The organism is Salegentibacter sp. UBA1130 (assembly GCF_002311535.1).
In the GTDB taxonomy this organism is placed as follows: Bacteria; Bacteroidota; Bacteroidia; order Flavobacteriales; family Flavobacteriaceae; genus Salegentibacter; species Salegentibacter agarivorans.
Genome location: NZ_DCAP01000033.1, coordinates 31,852 through 49,719, shown reverse-complemented (window position 1 = coordinate 49,719; position 17,868 = coordinate 31,852). Strand labels below are relative to the sequence as shown.

The following is a 17,868-nucleotide window of genomic DNA, read 5'->3' as shown; positions in this document are numbered from 1 at the left end:
AATCCAAAAAAGGCAAACCCCCAGTTAATTACTTTTATAAAGGTCATAAATTCAATTCTCAAATATTAAAGAAAAAAATCAGGCCTTACGGCTGAAAAAATCAGAAAAAGGCCTGATAGAAAAATATGAATAATTAGGGTGTAAGTACAACCTTTACACATTTATCTTCTTTATTTTTAAATAGATCATAGGCTTTTGGTGCCTCGTCCAGTTTCATTCTATGGGTAATTATAAAACTTGGGTCAATAAGTCCTTCATCTACTTTATCCAGCAAAGGTTTTAAATAACGCTGAACATGAGTTTGTCCCATTTTAAAAGTCAGCGCTTTATTCATTGCAGCCCCAAACGGAATCTCGTTAACCATACCAATATAAACCCCCGGAATAGAAACCGTCCCCGCTTTTTTACAACTCATCATAATTTGTTGTAGTACATAAGGTCTGGACATTGGTAATTGAAGAATTTCCTTGGTTTTATCTACAGCCTTTCCAATAAGCGTATCTCCGTGAGCTTCTGCTCCTACTGCATCAATACAGGAATCGGGGCCTTTCCCATTGGTCATTTCCATAAGTTTTTCATAAACATCATCCCTATCGGTTGTTCTAATAAGCTCTACCCTGGAATGTTTTTTCGCCATATCAAGTCTTTCTTTTACTGAATCTATGGCGATTACCCTTTCGGCTCCCAGCATAAACGCACTTTGAATAGCAAATTGTCCAACGGGACCACAACCCCAAATAGCCACGGTATCTCCTCTTTTAATATCGGCATTTTCTGCTGCCATATAGCCGGTGGGAAAAATATCAGATAAAAAAAGTGACTGGTCATCACTTAAAGTTGAAGGTACTTTTATAGGGCCAACATCAGCATAAGGAACTCTTACATATTCTGCCTGTCCACCATCAAAGCCACCAAGCATATGGGAATATCCAAAAATTCCTGAAATGGAATGTCCCAAATTCGCTTTAGCTTTTTCCGGATTCGGATTAGAATTGTCACATAAACTGTAAAGGGTATCGTCACAATACTCACAATTTCCACAGGCAATGGTAAAAGGAACCACTACCCTGTCGCCTACTTTAAACTTTTTCACCTCACGACCGGCTTCCACAACTTCACCCATAAATTCGTGGCCTAAAATATCTCCTTTCTCCATGGTTGGAACCATTCCATCTACAATATGAAGATCTGAACCACAAATTGCAGTAGAAGTTATTTTAAGAATAACATCTGTAGGTTCTTTGATTTTCGGATCGGGAACGGTGTCTATTCTTACGTCGTTTCTTCCATGCCAAACTAATGCTTTCATAATTTTTCTGTTTTTGGTGGTTATTATATACTTTCTATTAATTTAAAATTATAGGGATATTATTTTTTACTCGTGATCACTTATTCTCGGCAGTGCATCCATTGCTGGACCTTCAATTACTTCGCCCGATGGTGTAAACCTGCTCCCATGACAGGGGCAATCCCAGGATTTTTCTAAATCGTTCCAATGAATTACACATCCCAAATGCGTGCAACTTGCCGATACTATTTCGTACCGGTTATTTACGTCCCGGGAAACTCCAAACTTCTTACCTTCAATCTCCACTACTCTACCTTCTCCCGCGCCTAGTTTTTCTATTTCTTCAGTAGAACTTCCCAGGATATGATCTTTGAAAAATTCTTTCGCAACATTCAGGTTTTCCTTGATAAAAGATTTTGACGATTTTACCGGATTAACCCGCAACGGATTAAATAATTCTTCATACTCATTTTCCTTTCCGGTAATTAAATCGGTAATGATTTTTCCGGCAAGGCTTCCATAGATCAATCCGTCTGTAGAAAAACCGATGGCTATAAATTCATCTTTATGGATACTTTTTCTTCCTATGGAAGGTAGAAGGTCTGCGGGTTTGTAATTTTGCCCGCCCCAGAAATGAGTAAGTTTCTCTACCGGAAATTTTTCCTCTAAATACTTTACCAGGGAATCCATTAATGCAGAATTATTCTCAGCCTGGCCAACTTTATAAGATTTTCCAACCGCCATCACGTAAGATTTTCCATTCCGTTTATAAGAGCGGAAAGAGTATTTTTCTTTGCCTTTGTATTCCCAGAAAATCCCCTGCAGATAATCATCATTTTTCAAGCTTGCGGCTACCGCATATTCGCGGTAAGGGCCCAAAGTGGTATCAAACTTTATATCCACGCCCTTAGAACTGTGCGCGGCGTGTACCAAATATTTACTCGAAACATTGCCATTAGTAATTTTTAAATTGTAATCTCCATGTTCCAGTTTTTCAATTTCTTCAACTTTTGAATCCTGAAAAATCTGGCAATCTTTTGAGTTGATCTTATGGGCCAATTGGTTTACATATAAAAAAGGATTAAACTGTGCCTGATCGGTATATTTTAGGATTTTAGTGGCCTCAAAAGAAAATTTCTCAGGAGAAACGTCTATAAAAGAAACTCCCAGTTTGGACGAAACCGAAATTTCTTTCTCAATTTTATCAGCATTATCTGTAGAGAAAAGATACATGGGTTGCTGTTTAAAATCACAGTCCAGCGCTTCCTCGTGAATAATTTTTTCTATAATTCCTATAGCTGAAGTCCTGGCTTTTAATACTTTTTTAATAGTCGTTTCATCATATTTAGAATCTAGCGAAGAAAGTAATTCGGCTACTGTATGATAAAGGTTTCCCGTGCTATGCCCGGTGGTGCCCATTCCAATTTTCCCGGCATCGAGAACCGCAACTTTTAAACCAAATTTTTTAAGAAAATAAGCCGTAGAAATCCCGGTAATTCCCCCTCCAATTATACTTACATCTACTTGAAGATTATCTTTTAGAACCGGAAATTCATGCACAGTTTCAAAAGAATTCCAGATGGTATTTGAAATCATAGTTTATATGTTTTAAAATTAAATTCAAGGCAGGTAATCAGTTTTCAGAAATTGAATTACTACACTGTAAACACCTTGTAAATAGGGATTAAGAAAGGCTACATTATAAAATTAGAAAGGAGATGGAATAATTTATACTAATTTCTGGCAAAACCTTTGTTAATAATCCACAGGAAAGAAATAGGTGTTAAAACCAGCTTCAGAACCAGTAATATCTACGCTGAAGTAATTTTTTCCTTCCGAATAAATGTTAAACGAAAACCAGATTTCTAAATTTTCTTATTAATTTTTTCCTATCGAAGAAAATGCTGGAAGGACGATTATTTCTAAAGATTGCGTTCTGTATCGAAAATTTCCAGACAAAAAGACTTTAGTATTTATCTAATATAAACATCAGACTTACTATTTGAAACTATAGGTGAATTACAAAACTGGGGATGGTTAAACGGGGGATGGGCAACGAATCAACAATGAAGAAGGGCTATTTGAATTAAAAAAAATTAATCCAAGCTTTAGGAAAAAAATAAGTAGAAATTTATTTTGTATTATTGTTTTTATCCTCTTCATCAGTTTCAGGTTTTGATGAAAATTCCGGATTAAATTTGTCTTTTTTGGCTTTTATATTATCAGTCTTAGAATCACGATTAGCGTGTCTTTTTCTCCAAAAAAATATAAGAAAAAAGAGTACAATAAAAAACAGAATATACCAGATAGAAATCATAATCTCTTGTGTTTGATTAAGAAATATGCATTGCGATGAAATCTCTAATAAACTTTAGTTAATCTTTCTAAAGAAATATTAAAATACTCCGCGCTATTGTGGGTAGAAATTTAGTGATTATGAGTCTTAAACACAGCCTTGAAGTTTGCAATTATTTGCTTCATACTTCCACTTACTTCTAAATTACTTTCCCGGCAAGATATCTTTGTACCGCATAAATATCTATGCTTTTATTAAATCGTTTACTTACGCTTGGTGCATTTTCACTGGAAATCCAGATTTTTAATTCGGCGTCTAAATCAAAGGTGCCTGCAGTTTCAAGAGAAAACCTGGAAATGTGCCTGTAGGGTAGCGATAAATATTCTTGTTTTTTCCCGGTTAGCCCCTGGATATCTATTAAAATAAGTCGTTTGTTTGTAAACATAAATATATCCCGTAACAAGGAAAAACCCAATTCAATTTCTTCGGTTTCAGTTAATAATCGGCCATATTTTTTATCTAATTCTTCTTTAGAAATACTGGCCGCATTGCCCATTAATTTGTTCAATAAACTCATGACTTTTTCTTATAAATTTAAGTACTACTAACTTAGTAATTCTTTTTAATCAATTATAATTTGATATTTATTCAATAATCCGCTTACCTGATCAAGGCTGAATTTAGCCCCTTTTAATTTATTATTTTCCGGATCTATAATATAATTCTGCGCACTGCTGAAGTCGGCTTTGGTAAGATTTGTATTCTGAAATACAGCCCCGAAAAGATCAGAATTCAGGAACTTTGAATGCGATAAATCGGCCGATGAAAAATCTACTTCCATAAGTTTTGAATGCTGAAAAAGAGTTTTATTCAGCTTCATTCCAAAAAAGGAAGAGTGGTTTAGAATACACTGATTAACCGAAATAGAGAAGGCAAAAGGTTCACAATTATTAAACAATAAGCCCATCATTTTACAGGCTTTAAAATTGCAATTTTGGAATGAGGTATGATCAAGATTTACGTTACTCAGGTCGCATTCTTCAAATTCACAATCTATAAAAAGAATTCCTTTTAAATTTCCGGTAGAAAAATTACAGTTAGTAAATTGGCAGGATTCATAACTATTAGCGAAGCTATAATTTAGCAGATTTTTATTGTTAAAAACCTGCTCTTCAATTTGGTTTTCCATAGGTTAAAAATACATCTTTTAATTTTTTTGAAGCTGTACTTTTAAAATTTAAGTATCTTAAAATATAAGTCGGCATTGAGCTATAGCTCACCTCATAGAAATTCTGTATAATTTTAAGCTTTTAATTTCTATAATTTTCACCGCTTCTTTTTATCCCAATACACATAGAGGATAAAAAGCACTAAACTTACCAAAGAGCCCCACAACAAACCACTTTTTAATTGCTGAGTGCTATCTCCTATTAAGGCGATAAAAATTGTAAGTGGCGTAATTCCCAACAAGGTGGCACCAATAAATTTCCAGTAACCTATTTTTAAAATTCCGCCTACAAAACTAATTGCATCATTGCTTAGAAACGGATTGATCCTGGTGACAATCACCGCCCAAAACCCATAATCGTCTAAAAAGTCACTTATCTTATTTTCAGTCTTTGGCCCCAACAGTTTTTGAACGATTACCGGCCCAAAATAGCGACCTATAAGATAGCCTACCGAAGAAGCGCAAAAAATGGCCGTAAAAACTATTAAGCTTCCCCATACGGGCCCATAAGCTAAAATTGAAACGATCATTAAAGCTACCGATGGAATTACTAAAAGAAACATTTGGGCTATCATAGCTATAATAAGCACCAAAGGACCTATCCATCCAAAATTGGAAACCCAGGCTTTTATTCTTTGGTTATCGTTACTGGTTAAAACCTCCCAGGCTTCATTAAAAAATTGATGCATACCAGGGATAAAAAAGTAACCGCCAACAAGAACTAGAATTACGATTAATGAAAATATTAAGGGGGCTTTACTTTTCTTTACGTTCGTATTCTCTTCCGTTTCCTTCATACAATCTATTTGAATATTACTTCAAGGATATTTGCTTTTCCGCCTTTTCCTTCGTTAGAGATAAATAACCTACCGTTTTCACTAAAAGTAAGTCCTTCGGCCTGCTCAAAATCATCTTCATGTAAAGCGTAACGCTTTTTTAGTTTCATATCACTATTCGCAATAACCAACTGGGGAGCCCGACCATCCAGAATGTAAAAATCTTTATTTTTGGGATGTATGGAAAGTGCAGAAGGTTGGAGCTTTTTATTGAGTTTTGTTTCTCTTTCCCTTAATAAGCTGTCTTGCATATTTAAACGATAAAGCGGATTTCTCTCCAATTCTTTATTGGTTAAAGAGAATTGATAAACTCCTTTATAGTTATCGTCTTTTAGTTCTCTATCTTTTATGGCCAGCAGCAAACGTTTATTATTTTTGTCCCAGGCTAAGCTTTCCAGGTTTTGTTTTTCGGTTAAAAAATTACTGTAGGTTTTTGTTTTTGAATTACCCGATAAAAAATCGCTGACTTCAAAAATTTCACCATCGCTTCTCAAAACATAGGCAGTTTTACCTACAATACGAATATCTTCGTAATCACCCGCGCCCGCGAATTCTATACTTTTCTCTACTTTTGAAGTTTCAAGATTAAAAATAAAAATGATGCCATCTTCATCCTGAATGCAAGCCAACTTATTATCACCTATCCAGTCTATTCCCGAAACTTCATCAAGCTCTTTAGGCAGCTGCCATTCATTAATTATCTCGTAAGCTACAGGTTGATCCTGCAGGGTATCTTTGGTTATAAATTCATTATATCCAAAGAGTATTAAGCCGGCAAGGCTTAATACTCCCACTACAATTAGCGTTGCTATTTTATTCACCATTTTCATTTCTTTAATAATTACCAGGTGGTAACTTCCGTATTCACCGCTCCCGTTTCTTCAAAAATAATCTTAGTATCGGTTGGCTCTTCATCAAAATCTACCTGGTAATAAGTGTTTTCAGAAATTTTAAGCAACTCTACCTCATCTACTTTGGTTTTATCATAATCGGTAGTGATTGTAGTTTTTATTGCTTCAGGAAGTTCCTCGTACACAATGTCGTATTTATACTTCAAAAGACTTCCTTCAGTATTTAGAATTGCTTCATGATCTACATTATCAATATCAAATTCGGCTTCATAGATATCGGCTTTCTTCTCCCATTCTACACCTTTTGCATCAGGAAATTGTTCGGTAAACCCATTTAATACTACTGAAGGGATCTCAGAATTTCGCATATCATCATCTTCGCAAGCGGTAAATCCCATGGCGATAGCCAGGATTAAAAAAATTGACTTTTTCATCTTTATAATTTTTAATTTTAAACAAAGTTGAACTACAATACTGGAAGAAATCTGGAATTATTGAGGTGCAGGATTTTATTTAGGAAATAAATACCAGTTTAGCGCGGAAATCTTAGTTGAAAAGTGTGTTTTTGTTCGTAGTAATAGGTTAACTGAAACTCATACTTTTTAGCAATGGTTTGGGCAATGGCCAATCCTATTCCCGTGGAAGTTTTGGAAGAAGAATCTTTTTGAAAGCGTGAAAATACTTTTTCTGGATCTAAAGCACCGTTATTGGCAGTATTACGTATAATAAAGTTTTTTGCAGAAATTTCTATTTCAATCTCACTATTTCTTTGGCCGTGAATAATAGCATTTTTCAACAAATTTGAAAGCAAAATTCTCGCCAGGCCTTTATTCATTTTATATTTTAATGAAGTCGTACTTTTTAAATTAATCTTCATTTCTTTATGACCGGCAAGGTCTTCAAAATCACTTTTTAAGTCGGTAATTACCGCATTGAAATCTACTATTTCTTCCTCCGGAAATTGCTGATTTTCAATTTTAGAAAGCAAAAGCAAAGACTTGTTCATTCGGGTTAAACCCTCTAAGTTATTTAAAACTGAAGCTACTAACTCAATTTGCTCCTCGTTTAATTCTTCCTTTTCTACTAGCAACTCCAGTTTATTGATGCTAATAGCCAAAGGAGTTTGTAATTCGTGTGCGGCATTTTCTATAAATTGTTTCTGGCTGTTATAACTGGAAATAGATTTTCCCAGCATTTGCTCTACGCGTGTATTTAGCAGGTTAAATTCATCAATATTTGAAGGAACAGTTTCAATTTTTTGATCTTTCCCAAGCCTGAAGTCTTTGAGCTGTTGCAACAAAGTATAAAACGGGTTCCAAATTTTCTTCAGGATTAAATTATTGAGTAAAACTATACTCAAAATCAAGCCTACATAAAGAAGAATAAGGGAAAACAGTAAATCTTCAATAAGGTCGTCTTCCTCGACCATAGAAGTTATAATTTTCAGCTTATAAAATTCGTCATCTTTTTTAAAAACGGTTTCCAGCAGCCTTACCGGTTCATATTCATCTTCGTTATGCATATACATAAGCGTATCACGATAAAAATCTTTAAAACTTATCGCGCTATTTTTATCTATAGGCCGTATGGTATAATTGCCATCTTTGAATTGTGAACGTTGAAGTAACTCAGCATCTTGTTTTGCCCGTTTAATCACCAGCATTTTTTGATTATCCAGGCCATCGTCCAGGCTGTCATAAATTTCATCCAGCATTTCCAGGTAGAAAATTACCGCCCATATCCCCAACAGAACCAGCAGTATTGCCGAAAAATAACTGGTGGTATAATTTAATAATTTCATTGGGTAATTAATTTATAGCCAATTCCATAAACCGCTTTAATTTCTATATCGGCACCGGCGGTTTTTAGTTTTTTCCGAAGATTTTTAATCTGGGAATATATAAATTCAAAACTATCGGCCTGGTCTATATGATCGCCCCAAACGTGTTCTGCCAAAGCCGATTTATTTACCAGCCTGTTTTGGTTTGATGTAAAGAATAATAGAATTTCGTATTCTTTTCGGTTTAAATTTAAGGGATTATCATCTATACTTGCTTCGTGCTCGTCCAGGTCTATACTAAGGTTGCCAATCTTTATTTTATTATTCCCGTTAAACTGGCGTCTTCTTAATACAGCTTTTACGCGGGCATTTAACTCTGCCATATGAAAAGGCTTGGCGAGATAATCGTCGGCACCGAGGTTTAGACCTTCCAGCCTGTCGTCTAAAGAATTCCTGGCAGAAACAATAATTACCCCGTCTTCTATATTCTTTCGCTTCAATTCTTCCAAAAGCTGAAAGCCACTACCGTCTTTTAAATTAATATCCAGCAAAATACAATCGTAGGTATAAACCCCAATTTTATTACGAGCCTCGGCGATACTTTCTGCTGTTTCTACCACAAAATTCTCTTTTAATAGAAAATCTTTCATGTTCTGCAACATATCCTGTTCGTCTTCTACAATTAGAATTTTCATGGCTATATTTTTAAAACTTCAGTTAGTTTGTCTTCGCACCTATAAAGATTATAAATGGAAATCTATCTGAAGCCTGTACATTAGATTATTCCATTCTGGATCTGGGCTATCTCTAAAACTTAAATCGGTTTGTATTTTTAATTTATGCTTAGCTAAATATTTAGAAAGTCCCAAAGTATACTGTTTTTCGTTAGGAAACAGGGAGCCTATAATATCTTCTTTCACCTGGGTGAACCTACCTACAACTTCTATATTATTATCAAATAAATATCCACCTTGCAGGTTAATGGAATTCCCCACATTTACAACGGCACCGGTGCGCGTTCCATCTTCTTCTATCGCTATAGGATTCTCGGCATCCCGGTGAGCAAATTCACCTAAAACTGATATTCCTTTATATTTAAACATAAAGTCTGCAAAGAAGGTAGAAATATCGGTCGAATGTAAACCGTTTTCGGTAAACATATATGCCCCCATATTAGAGCGGGTTTTTACCGCATCGTTATTATGATCATAAGTAACGCCCATTGCTAATTTAGGCGTTTCATACCTTTCTAAAGAAGCCTCTCTATAATCCTGAAATTCTCCAAAAGGTAAAGCTTCCAGGCGTCCCGTATATTGAAAACCGCCAAGATTGCCGGTCACTACATTTCTTCCTTCCCCCTGTGAAAAAGCAAAAATTTCTTTTACTACAAATTGGTTCCCCAAATAGATTTTATGGTGTAATTGTACCCCAATATCCCTGTCTATATTAAACCTGCTATTTAATAAAGACCTGTCTACAAACTGCAGGTCTCCAGAAGATACTACACGTTCCCTGTTGCCCGGCAATTTAGCTTGGCCGGCCCATAACACAAAATTCTCATAGAAATTCCACTTTAAAACCGCATCAAGTATGTACCGGGGCGTATTATTTGTAAATTCTGAACCTCCCGAAATATCCCGGTTAGATAGCCCTAACTCAATTTTATATTTTAATTTGGGAGAATAAGCAAAACCATCAAATTTTAATCTGGCACGCCTAATTAGAATATTAGAGCTTTCTGATTCAAATCCTTCAAATTCAGAGTCGCGCCATTCATTCACAAATAGAGATTGAAATCTTGCTCCAAACCTTAGGCTGAAAGAACTATCTCTTGCCACCGTATTTATTATCCCATTCCCAAAACTGTTTTCGGTAATATCCTGGGCTTGCGCATTACTAAAGAATAAAATTGAGCTTAGAATAAGTAAATGTTGAATCTTCATGGAATATGTTTATCTGCTTGAAACCTTATAATTTGCAAGAATAATATATAAGTTTCAAATCTGACACTTTTTTTACAATTCTCCCAAAAAATACAAATATGAATCTCAAAACTGGAAAAAAATGGGAAGGTATACCAAACTTTAAAATAGAAAATTTGGCAGAATTTTAGGATTTATAACTGTCAAATTCCAAATTCTTTCCAGATTTGAAGGCTTACTTCGCATCGAATAAAGAAACAAATATTATGAAAAGAGTAATTTTATCAGGAATTTTCGCATTGTGTACAATGGGAATTTTTGCACAAACAAATACAAATAATTTACCCTCTACAGCCCAGGAATATATTCAACAGAATTTTTCTTCTGCTGATGTAAAAGAGGTTAAAGAAAATAGTAAATGGAAAATTTGGGAAGATGAAAAATTTGAAGTAGTTCTTTCTAACGGCCTTGAACTGGATTTTGACGAAAATGGAAATATTTCTGAAATTGAAAGCCAAACCGATGTAGTAATACCTACTTCTGCCCTGCCATCTAAAATGGCTTCTTATTTGCAAGAAAATTATGCTGATGCACAGGTAATTGGATGGGAAAAACAGAAAAAAGAGCAGGAAATAGAACTGGCTGACGGTACCGAACTTGAATTTGATGGCGAAGGTAACTTTAGAAAAGTAGACTAAGTTATTCGAGTTTTTTAATAGATTATTAATGTAAAAGCGCCCATTGGTTATAGACCTATGGGCGCTTTTTTTTAGAATATTTTTCCGTAAATTCTTTTAAAATCCTCACGCCTTAATCAGGAAACTCTCACAACAACAGCTCACCCTTCACTTAATATTCTAAATATGATGCGGGTCATATTTTAGCAGTTTTCAACTTCTTTCCTTTACAAATTGCAATCTTAACTCCTTATTTTAAATAGGATCGGCCAGGCTTAATTTAGCCTACGCCGCAAATAATTATTAGAATATGACCAAAACAAACCAAATGCACAGTTTTCATATCCCGGTAATGGGAACAGCTTTTACAATTGACAGTCCGCTACGGGTCGCTAAATATGGAATATCTTCGGTAATTTCAATTATAGACGACGAGCTTATTGAAAAAATGAACGCCTTTTACAGCAAGAAATTTAATTTGCCTTATAAAGAAATTCCGAAGAAAAATCCCGATTCCCGCGCAGCACGTATTACCTCTTATTTAGACCTGGTAAACAATATCGTTCAGGATAAGTTTGAGAGTTTTAAAAAGGAATTGACAGAAAGCAAAACAGCTTTAGAAAATTACCTTTCCATATTGCCTAATCATTCTGAAATCAAGCAAGGTTTTCAAAATTTGCTGGATAACGGCGCCGATGCGAAAGAAAAATTGAGTACATATATTGAAAACCATCTTAGCCCCGGCAGTATAGATGTAAATATTATGGCGAAAATTGATAAGGATAATTTCGCTAAAAACGAGCAGTTGCCGGTAGAATTCAATGATGCCCATGCTGCGCTACGCGGATTTGCCAATTCGAAACTTTCCTCTTCTATTGTACTTTCGGCAGGATTAAACCCCAGGCTTTATAGCTATTTTGAAAATTTCAAAGATTTCTTTCCTGATGCAAGTGGCAAGCTTAAAAAGAAAATTATCCTGAAAGTAAGCGATTTTAGATCGGCTTCAATCCAGGGAAATTACCTGGCCAAAAAAGGTTTATGGGTTTCAGAATATAGAATTGAATCGGGCTTAAACTGCGGCGGCCACGCCTTTGCTACCGATGGTCACCTGTTGGGGCCAATTCTGGAAGAATTTAATCAGAAAAAGGATGAACTTGTTCAATCGGCTCATCAATTAATGAGCAAAGCTTTAGAGCAGAAAGAAATTCCGGTTCCTCAGAAACCTCTTGACCTTAAAATAACAGTTCAGGGCGGGGTTGGTACGGCTGAAGAACATAACTTCTTGCTGGAGCATTACAAGGTATCTTCTGTAGGTTGGGGAACGCCATTCTTACTGGTACCTGAAGCTACATCAGTTGATATTGAAACGCGTAAATTACTGGTAAAAGCAAAAGAAAAAGATCTTTATCTAAGTCATATTTCACCTTTGGGCATACCATTCAACACCGTGAGGGGAACCACCAATGAACAACTAAAAGAAAAACGAATTGCTGAAAATAAAAGCGGTAGTTCCTGCCCTAAAAAATTTCTGGCCCTAAGTAAAGAATACGATGAGAAAGGAATTTGTTCTGCTTCTAAAAAATTTCAGGATATAAAGCTTAAAGAACTGGAAGATAAGAAAGATAATTTCTCCCAGGAGGTATTAGAAAAAAAGAAGAACAAAATTACCGAAAAAGCCTGTTTATGTGTTGGGTTGGGAAATGCCTCTTTTCTTGAAAACGATATTAGAATAAAAGGCCAGGCACAGGGCGTTGCCATTTGTCCCGGGCCAAATATGGCGTATTTCTCAAAAGTTGTATCGCTCTCAAAAATGATACAACATATCTACGGAAAAATTTCTGTGATGGAGATGCCTAACCGGCCTAATATGTTTGTAAAAGAATTAAAAATTTACCTGGACTATTTCAAGAATGAAATTGAAGAATTTATGGATGAACCTTCTACGAAACAGAAGAAAAAATTAGAAAAATTCAAGCTTAACCTTTTAGACGGAATCTCCTATTATCAGGAATTATTTACGAATAAAACCAATCTTTTTCAACAAAGTAAAAATCAACTGCTGGGGGAATTGGAAGAACTAAAAGATTCTCTAACCGGAATAAATTTAGAACCGAAAGTTTCAAGAGCGATTTCAACTTAGATTCTAAAATAAATTTAGAAAGACGACTTTTTACCTGTTTTTTAAAGCGGAAGCAAGAAACTTCCGCTTTAAAACAGGTTTTTATTTATAAAAATAATTTTATCCCTCCATTTACTACAAAACCATCAACCGGGGCATAAATATCCCTAAATTGAGGATTGGAAATAGAACCGGTATATATAGAATCAAACCGGGTTTGACGGGTATCGGTAAAGTTTTCGAAATTCAGGAAAATTGAGAAATCTTCCCATAACTTTTCCATCATTAAACCAAAAATCCAGTATTCCTGTCCGGTTGCGCCGTCGCTTAACTGCTGCGGACTAAAATAATAACCCTCCAAACCAATTTTAAGTTTTTCATGCTGCTCATACATCAAAACATTATTTAAACGGTGTTTGGAAACCAGCGGCATTTCAAAGGTATTTCCGTTCTCAGTGCGGTCTACATCTGCATAAGTATAACCGGTAAATAATTTAAAATCTTTATAGCCAAACTTTAAATTTGCTTCTATTCCCCTGCTTTCCACAAACCCGTTTGGTTGTAAATATTCAAAAACGCCTTCTGCAGTATTTTCAAGAATTATGGGCTTATCAATTTTAGTATAAAAGAAAAGTGTATTGCTTGTAAATTCTATAGTTTCAAAAAGTTCGGTTCGGTAATTAATATCAAAATTTCCCCCAATGGAATTTTCGGCTTGGGTAGTGCTCACATCAATAGGCATCACATTTCTAAATTGAAGTCGTTCTGCATCTTCGGTAAAAACCGAAGGTGTTTTGTAGCCCATTCCTCCTCCAATCCTAGTGGTAATGGCATCAGAAATTGTGAACATTGCCGAGATTCTTGGTAAAACAAACCATCCATATTCATTTTGATAATCTGTTCTAAGTCCGCTTTCCAGTTGAAACCAGTCAGTAGCCCGCCAATTATTCTGAACAAAAGCTCCATACGTTAGATGCTCATAATCTACCACGGGAGCATCAGTTAAAATATCCTGTTCAAAGCTATCTACCCATAAATTGAGGCCACCAATCCATTCCATTTTATCACCACCCAAAACTACAGAAGCTTCATTATAAGAGGCAAACTGGTTCCCTGCAAAAATATAGTCACCGGTTTGAATTTCCCGGTCAAAAAAACTGAAACTATTTTTTAGGTTAAAGCGATTATCATCATTCCACGAATGCTCAAAACCAGACTGTAAAGTGGTTCTAGCCGTATTATTTCTCTCAAAAAATGGGTCTTCCACGTCTTCACCTTCCAGGTAAGCTATATTCCCACCGGTGCGTTCTTCAACCGTAGTATTCACTCCCACATCTAACTTCGTATTTTCTGAAAACTCGTAAAACACCCTGGGATTTATAGTATAACGATTAAATTCAGGAATAGCGGTTAAACCAATATCTGCAGGGTCGTAAGGAGATCCAAGGTTGTAAGAAGCAAAAACCGTAGTCCCCAATTTCCCATAGGTATCAGCATAAAATCCGCTAAGATCCAGGCCCAATGCTGAGGTTGCATTCAGCATAAAATTAAGTTCTCTTTCCTCTCCCGGAGTTTTGGAAATAAGATTTACCAGTCCGGCTATGGCTCCACCGCCGTACAGAGTAGACGAAGAACCTTTAATTACCTCAACCTGTTGCAGGTCTAAAGGTACAATTTGAAGCAAGCTGAGACCACCTGAAAAACCGGAATAAAGCGGATATCCGTCTTTTAATAGCTGTGTATATTTTCCATCCAGCCCCTGGATTCTAATACTTGAATTACCGGAAATTGCTGAAGTTTGCTGAGTTTGAATTCCCGTAGTTTCGTTGAGCAACATCCTAATGTCACCGGGTTTCATATTTCCTTTTTCGGTGAGTTCTTCGCCAGAAATTACTTCTACCCGCGTAGGTAAATCGGCAATACTACGCCGGGAACGGGTAGATTGAATAATAACTTCTTCCATTTCTTCCCCGCCGGGTTCAAGAAAAATTTCCAACGTATCCTGGGTGGCTCTGGGAAAATCCAACGTGATTTCTTCTGAAGCAAAACCCACAAAACTAAATACAATTGTTTGTTTACCATTTGGGATTTTGGTTAAAGTAACTTCGCCGTCTATATTTGCAGTGGCTCCAATATCTGTTCCCGAAACTACCGCATTAGCCCCAAGTAAAGGCATTTTATCTTCAGCATTTTTAATTATGGCTTCCAGGGAATTTTGTCCCACAGCGTTAAAAGCGACCAGGAAGATCGCCAGTTTAAATAAGATTTTAATCATTATGAAAATTTAGGTTATTATTAATTCTGTTTTCAAGAAATAATAACCTGTTTTGGCGGTTGCCAAACTCTTTCGGCATAATCGGCTTCAACACTTTTAAAAGTGAGTCCGAATAAATTTGAAAATGGTATGGGGTGAAGGTCAGGGACCGTCACAATTTCATCTGTATTTGGAATAAAACCCGTACAACTTCCGCAGCTTATAAAAGGAGAGCATAAGGCGCAATCATCGTTTTGCTGATCCTGATTTTCAGAAATTTTTATCTCAGAAGCTGATTCACAATCATCGCCTATACAGCAAGGATATGCTGAAACAAGCAAGCAAAATATGCCTAAAAAAGTTGCCAGGATTTTCATATTTTCAAAAGTAAGAAATTCCTGAGAAGGAAGATTATTTTTAATGATATCCGTCATATTTAATTTCGAGATTCCGCAATAAATTAGACCGAATTTTAAAGCAGAATTATTTCTTATCGTTATTATTCACCTTCTAAATTAAATATTATGAGAGCTATGACCACAGAGGAAAGTATTAAGCTACTCGCCCATAATTATATAGGCAGGCTCGGCTATATTTCCAGGGCAAGAGGAGAAATAATTCCGATTACCTATTATTATAATCCTGAACAGCACAGTATTTTAACCTATTCGGGGCAGGGAGGTAAAATTGAAGCCATGCGCAAGAATCCTTTGGTCACTTTTCAGGTAGATGAGATTTCATCATTAGAAGAATGGAAATCGGTTTTATTGTACGGCAAATTTGAAGAATTAGAAGGAGCAGATGCTAAATATATGCTGCGTTTATTTTCTGAAGGCGTAAAGAAAGTAATAAAAAATACAGGAAATCCCTGCCCAGATTTTATTGAGAATTTTTCCAGTAAAAGTAACTCAGAATCACCTGTAGTTTACCGTATTAATATTGATGAAGTTAATGGACGCCAAAGAGAGTAGGTTAAAGCTAAATAATTTGTAATTTTTTAATAATTTTAAGCCTATTAATTCACTTGATTAAGCAAACCACCGCATTTAATTAAACTTATAATATGCAGGGGAAACCCGAAAAATTAATAAAATTAATTTGAAGAAATTTTACTCCACTTATTCTAAGACCAGAACTGGACCCGAGAGCCAAAGCTCCCACTCAGCCAGGATAAAATCTCAATTATTTAGAACCACATCCCAGCAAACGCACGAGGCGTATATGGCAAACAATTGTTTAATTTTCGCGGCAAGCTTCGGAGTATTTTAATCACGATTATCAAATAAATAAAAGATTTATTGATGAAAATTTTTAGGCTTGTAAACCTGATACTTACGTTATTTTTTGTATTTACAAATAGTGTATATGCCCAGTTTAATGTTGACGGGCAAATTGTTCAAAGAGGCGAATACCGCCACGGTTACGGTAAACTTATTGAAGAGAACCAGGATGCAGCTGCTTTTATTGCGCAACGCGCCCGTATAAATGTACAATATGAACTGGAAAAATTTAAATTCTATGTGAGTATTCAGGATGTTCGTACCTGGGGAAACACCCCGCAGGTAAAAGCCAACGATAATTTTCTTTCCCTGCACGAAGCCTGGGCCGAAACTTTTTTATCTGATAATTTTAGCATCAAATTAGGCCGGCAGGAACTCAACTATGATAATTTTAGGTTCCTTGGCAATTTAGATTGGGCATTACAGGGAAGAGCTCACGATTTCGCACTCTTAAAATATGAAAAAGGCACAACAAAGTTACACGCCGGGGCAGGTTATAACCAGGATAACCAAAGCCTAAGCGGGAATTTCTTTAGTACACCCAACCAATATAAAGTCGCTCATTTTTTGAGGTATGAGAATTTTAGTGGAAAGTTTAATTTTTCGGTACTCTTCTGGAATAATGGATTACAATATTCTAAATTAGACACTAACGAAGAAGTAATTAATACCGGCATCTATTACCGGCAAAGTCTGGGTTTTCCGACTTTAAAATATCAGTTAGGAAATACAACCTTAGCAGGTTTTTATTATCATCAATTCGGTAAAGATTTGCAGGGCAGAAAAGTGAATGCTTTTGATGCCAGTGCCCAGATTTCTCAAAGCATTCCCCTGGATTCAGAAAACGGAAAAAATCTAAAATTTACCCTGGGAATAGAATTGCTTAGCGGCACAGACCCTGGCGGTAATAACGGAGAGAACAATTCTTTCTCTCCGCTGTATGGTACTAACCACGCCCATAACGGATACATGGATACCTTTTATGTTGGCGGCCGGCACGAAAATTCTGTGGGTTTACGGGATATATTTCTTAGGACGAGGTACAATTTGAATCAGAAGTTATTTGTGTCTCTAACCAATCATGCTTTCAACAGTTTTACGCCTTATTCTGGATATGACGATTTTCATCTTGGTTATGAAACAGATCTCGCCCTTGGATTTATTCTGAATAGATCGGTTTCCCTGCAGGCGGGTTACAGCCAGTTTTTTCAAGACAACAATCTTGTAAATTTGCAAAATGTACAGAACCCGGCCGGAACGCAAAACTGGGCCTATCTTATGCTAATGTACAGGCCCACAATGAAAAATAGGTTTATAGGTCTACTGTTTTAAAAAAG

Annotated in this window: 16 protein-coding genes; 4 read left to right on the top strand and 12 right to left on the bottom strand. The window is 35.9% G+C overall.

From position 1 onward, the window contains the following. Positions 1-133: 133 nt before the first annotated feature. The 10 genes from B4F31_RS13515 to B4F31_RS13470 all read right to left on the bottom strand — a co-directional run bounded on the left by B4F31_RS13515 (position 134) and on the right by B4F31_RS13470 (position 10,222). Positions 134-1,309, bottom strand: a complete 1,176-nt coding sequence (locus tag B4F31_RS13515) for a zinc-dependent alcohol dehydrogenase (protein WP_286761509.1) — start codon at positions 1,307-1,309, stop codon at positions 134-136. 66 nt (positions 1,310-1,375) lie between these two features. After that, on the bottom strand, positions 1,376-2,884 hold the full coding sequence (locus B4F31_RS13510; RefSeq protein ID WP_286761508.1) for an FAD-dependent oxidoreductase: 1,509 nt from the start codon (positions 2,882-2,884) through the stop codon (positions 1,376-1,378). 899 nt (positions 2,885-3,783) lie between these two features. Continuing rightward, a complete protein-coding gene (locus B4F31_RS13505) occupies positions 3,784-4,161 on the bottom strand; it encodes a PH domain-containing protein (RefSeq protein ID WP_286761507.1) in 378 nt (125 codons plus the stop codon). 45 nt (positions 4,162-4,206) lie between these two features. Next, a complete protein-coding gene (locus B4F31_RS13500) occupies positions 4,207-4,773 on the bottom strand; it encodes a pentapeptide repeat-containing protein (protein WP_286761506.1) in 567 nt (188 codons plus the stop codon). A 137-nt stretch (positions 4,774-4,910) separates the two neighbouring features. Then, positions 4,911-5,609 carry a TVP38/TMEM64 family protein gene (locus B4F31_RS13495; RefSeq protein ID WP_286761505.1) on the bottom strand — a complete coding sequence of 233 codons (699 nt, stop codon included), beginning with the start codon at positions 5,607-5,609 and terminating at the stop codon, positions 4,911-4,913. 5 nt (positions 5,610-5,614) lie between these two features. Beyond that, positions 5,615-6,472 carry an SdiA-regulated domain-containing protein gene (locus B4F31_RS13490; protein ID WP_286761504.1) on the bottom strand — a complete coding sequence of 286 codons (858 nt, stop codon included), beginning with the start codon at positions 6,470-6,472 and terminating at the stop codon, positions 5,615-5,617. Between the two features lie 17 nt (positions 6,473-6,489). Then, positions 6,490-6,933 (bottom strand): PepSY-like domain-containing protein, encoded by a 444-nt coding sequence (locus B4F31_RS13485; protein ID WP_286761503.1) that lies wholly within the window; start codon positions 6,931-6,933, stop codon positions 6,490-6,492. Positions 6,934-7,031: 98 nt separating this feature from the next. Further along, positions 7,032-8,300, bottom strand: a complete 1,269-nt coding sequence (locus B4F31_RS13480) for a sensor histidine kinase (RefSeq protein WP_286761502.1) — start codon at positions 8,298-8,300, stop codon at positions 7,032-7,034. Next, a complete protein-coding gene (locus tag B4F31_RS13475) occupies positions 8,297-8,974 on the bottom strand; it encodes a response regulator transcription factor (RefSeq protein ID WP_075327690.1) in 678 nt (225 codons plus the stop codon). Before B4F31_RS13475 ends, B4F31_RS13480 begins: the two co-directional genes overlap by 4 nt. Before the next feature lie 48 nt (positions 8,975-9,022). Beyond that, positions 9,023-10,222: a porin gene (locus B4F31_RS13470; RefSeq protein ID WP_075327691.1), complete on the bottom strand. Its 1,200-nt coding sequence runs from the start codon at positions 10,220-10,222 to the stop codon at positions 9,023-9,025. 245 nt (positions 10,223-10,467) lie between these two features. Between B4F31_RS13470 and B4F31_RS13465 the strand changes: the two genes are divergently transcribed. After that, positions 10,468-10,899, top strand: coding sequence for a PepSY-like domain-containing protein (locus B4F31_RS13465; RefSeq protein WP_083634209.1), 432 nt, complete (start codon positions 10,468-10,470; stop codon positions 10,897-10,899). A gap of 289 nt (positions 10,900-11,188) precedes the next feature. After that, on the top strand, positions 11,189-13,018 hold the full coding sequence (locus tag B4F31_RS13460; protein ID WP_075327693.1) for a hypothetical protein: 1,830 nt from the start codon (positions 11,189-11,191) through the stop codon (positions 13,016-13,018). A gap of 85 nt (positions 13,019-13,103) precedes the next feature. On the opposite strand, the gene B4F31_RS13455 is transcribed toward B4F31_RS13460, so the two are convergent. Together B4F31_RS13455 and B4F31_RS13450 are read right to left on the bottom strand one after the other, a co-directional pair. Further along, on the bottom strand, positions 13,104-15,272 hold the full coding sequence (locus B4F31_RS13455; protein WP_093305784.1) for a TonB-dependent receptor: 2,169 nt from the start codon (positions 15,270-15,272) through the stop codon (positions 13,104-13,106). A gap of 32 nt (positions 15,273-15,304) precedes the next feature. Beyond that, a complete protein-coding gene (locus B4F31_RS13450; RefSeq protein ID WP_075327695.1) occupies positions 15,305-15,685 on the bottom strand; it encodes a DUF6660 family protein in 381 nt (126 codons plus the stop codon). A gap of 90 nt (positions 15,686-15,775) precedes the next feature. Between B4F31_RS13450 and B4F31_RS13445 the strand changes: the two genes are divergently transcribed. Together B4F31_RS13445 and B4F31_RS13440 are read left to right on the top strand one after the other, a co-directional pair. Continuing rightward, complete coding sequence (locus B4F31_RS13445) at positions 15,776-16,222, top strand: pyridoxamine 5'-phosphate oxidase family protein (protein WP_083634210.1); 447 nt, start codon at positions 15,776-15,778, stop codon at positions 16,220-16,222. A gap of 330 nt (positions 16,223-16,552) precedes the next feature. Next, entirely contained in the window at positions 16,553-17,863 is a 1,311-nt protein-coding gene (locus B4F31_RS13440; RefSeq protein ID WP_075327697.1) for an alginate export family protein, read from the top strand. The last annotated feature ends 5 nt before the right edge of the window (positions 17,864-17,868 follow it).

Coding starts and splice junctions, on each gene's coding strand:
- B4F31_RS13515 (WP_286761509.1), bottom strand. CDS start 1,309: ATGAAAGCATTAGTTTGGCATGGAAGAAACGACGTAAGAATAGACACC.
- B4F31_RS13510 (WP_286761508.1), bottom strand. CDS start 2,884: ATGATTTCAAATACCATCTGGAATTCTTTTGAAACTGTGCATGAATTT.
- B4F31_RS13505 (WP_286761507.1), bottom strand. CDS start 4,161: ATGAGTTTATTGAACAAATTAATGGGCAATGCGGCCAGTATTTCTAAA.
- B4F31_RS13500 (WP_286761506.1), bottom strand. CDS start 4,773: ATGGAAAACCAAATTGAAGAGCAGGTTTTTAACAATAAAAATCTGCTA.
- B4F31_RS13495 (WP_286761505.1), bottom strand. CDS start 5,609: ATGAAGGAAACGGAAGAGAATACGAACGTAAAGAAAAGTAAAGCCCCC.
- B4F31_RS13490 (WP_286761504.1), bottom strand. CDS start 6,472: ATGGTGAATAAAATAGCAACGCTAATTGTAGTGGGAGTATTAAGCCTT.
- B4F31_RS13485 (WP_286761503.1), bottom strand. CDS start 6,933: ATGAAAAAGTCAATTTTTTTAATCCTGGCTATCGCCATGGGATTTACC.
- B4F31_RS13480 (WP_286761502.1), bottom strand. CDS start 8,300: ATGAAATTATTAAATTATACCACCAGTTATTTTTCGGCAATACTGCTG.
- B4F31_RS13475 (WP_075327690.1), bottom strand. CDS start 8,974: ATGAAAATTCTAATTGTAGAAGACGAACAGGATATGTTGCAGAACATG.
- B4F31_RS13470 (WP_075327691.1), bottom strand. CDS start 10,222: ATGAAGATTCAACATTTACTTATTCTAAGCTCAATTTTATTCTTTAGT.
- B4F31_RS13465 (WP_083634209.1), top strand. CDS start 10,468: ATGAAAAGAGTAATTTTATCAGGAATTTTCGCATTGTGTACAATGGGA.
- B4F31_RS13460 (WP_075327693.1), top strand. CDS start 11,189: ATGACCAAAACAAACCAAATGCACAGTTTTCATATCCCGGTAATGGGA.
- B4F31_RS13455 (WP_093305784.1), bottom strand. CDS start 15,272: ATGATTAAAATCTTATTTAAACTGGCGATCTTCCTGGTCGCTTTTAAC.
- B4F31_RS13450 (WP_075327695.1), bottom strand. CDS start 15,685: ATGACGGATATCATTAAAAATAATCTTCCTTCTCAGGAATTTCTTACT.
- B4F31_RS13445 (WP_083634210.1), top strand. CDS start 15,776: ATGAGAGCTATGACCACAGAGGAAAGTATTAAGCTACTCGCCCATAAT.
- B4F31_RS13440 (WP_075327697.1), top strand. CDS start 16,553: ATGAAAATTTTTAGGCTTGTAAACCTGATACTTACGTTATTTTTTGTA.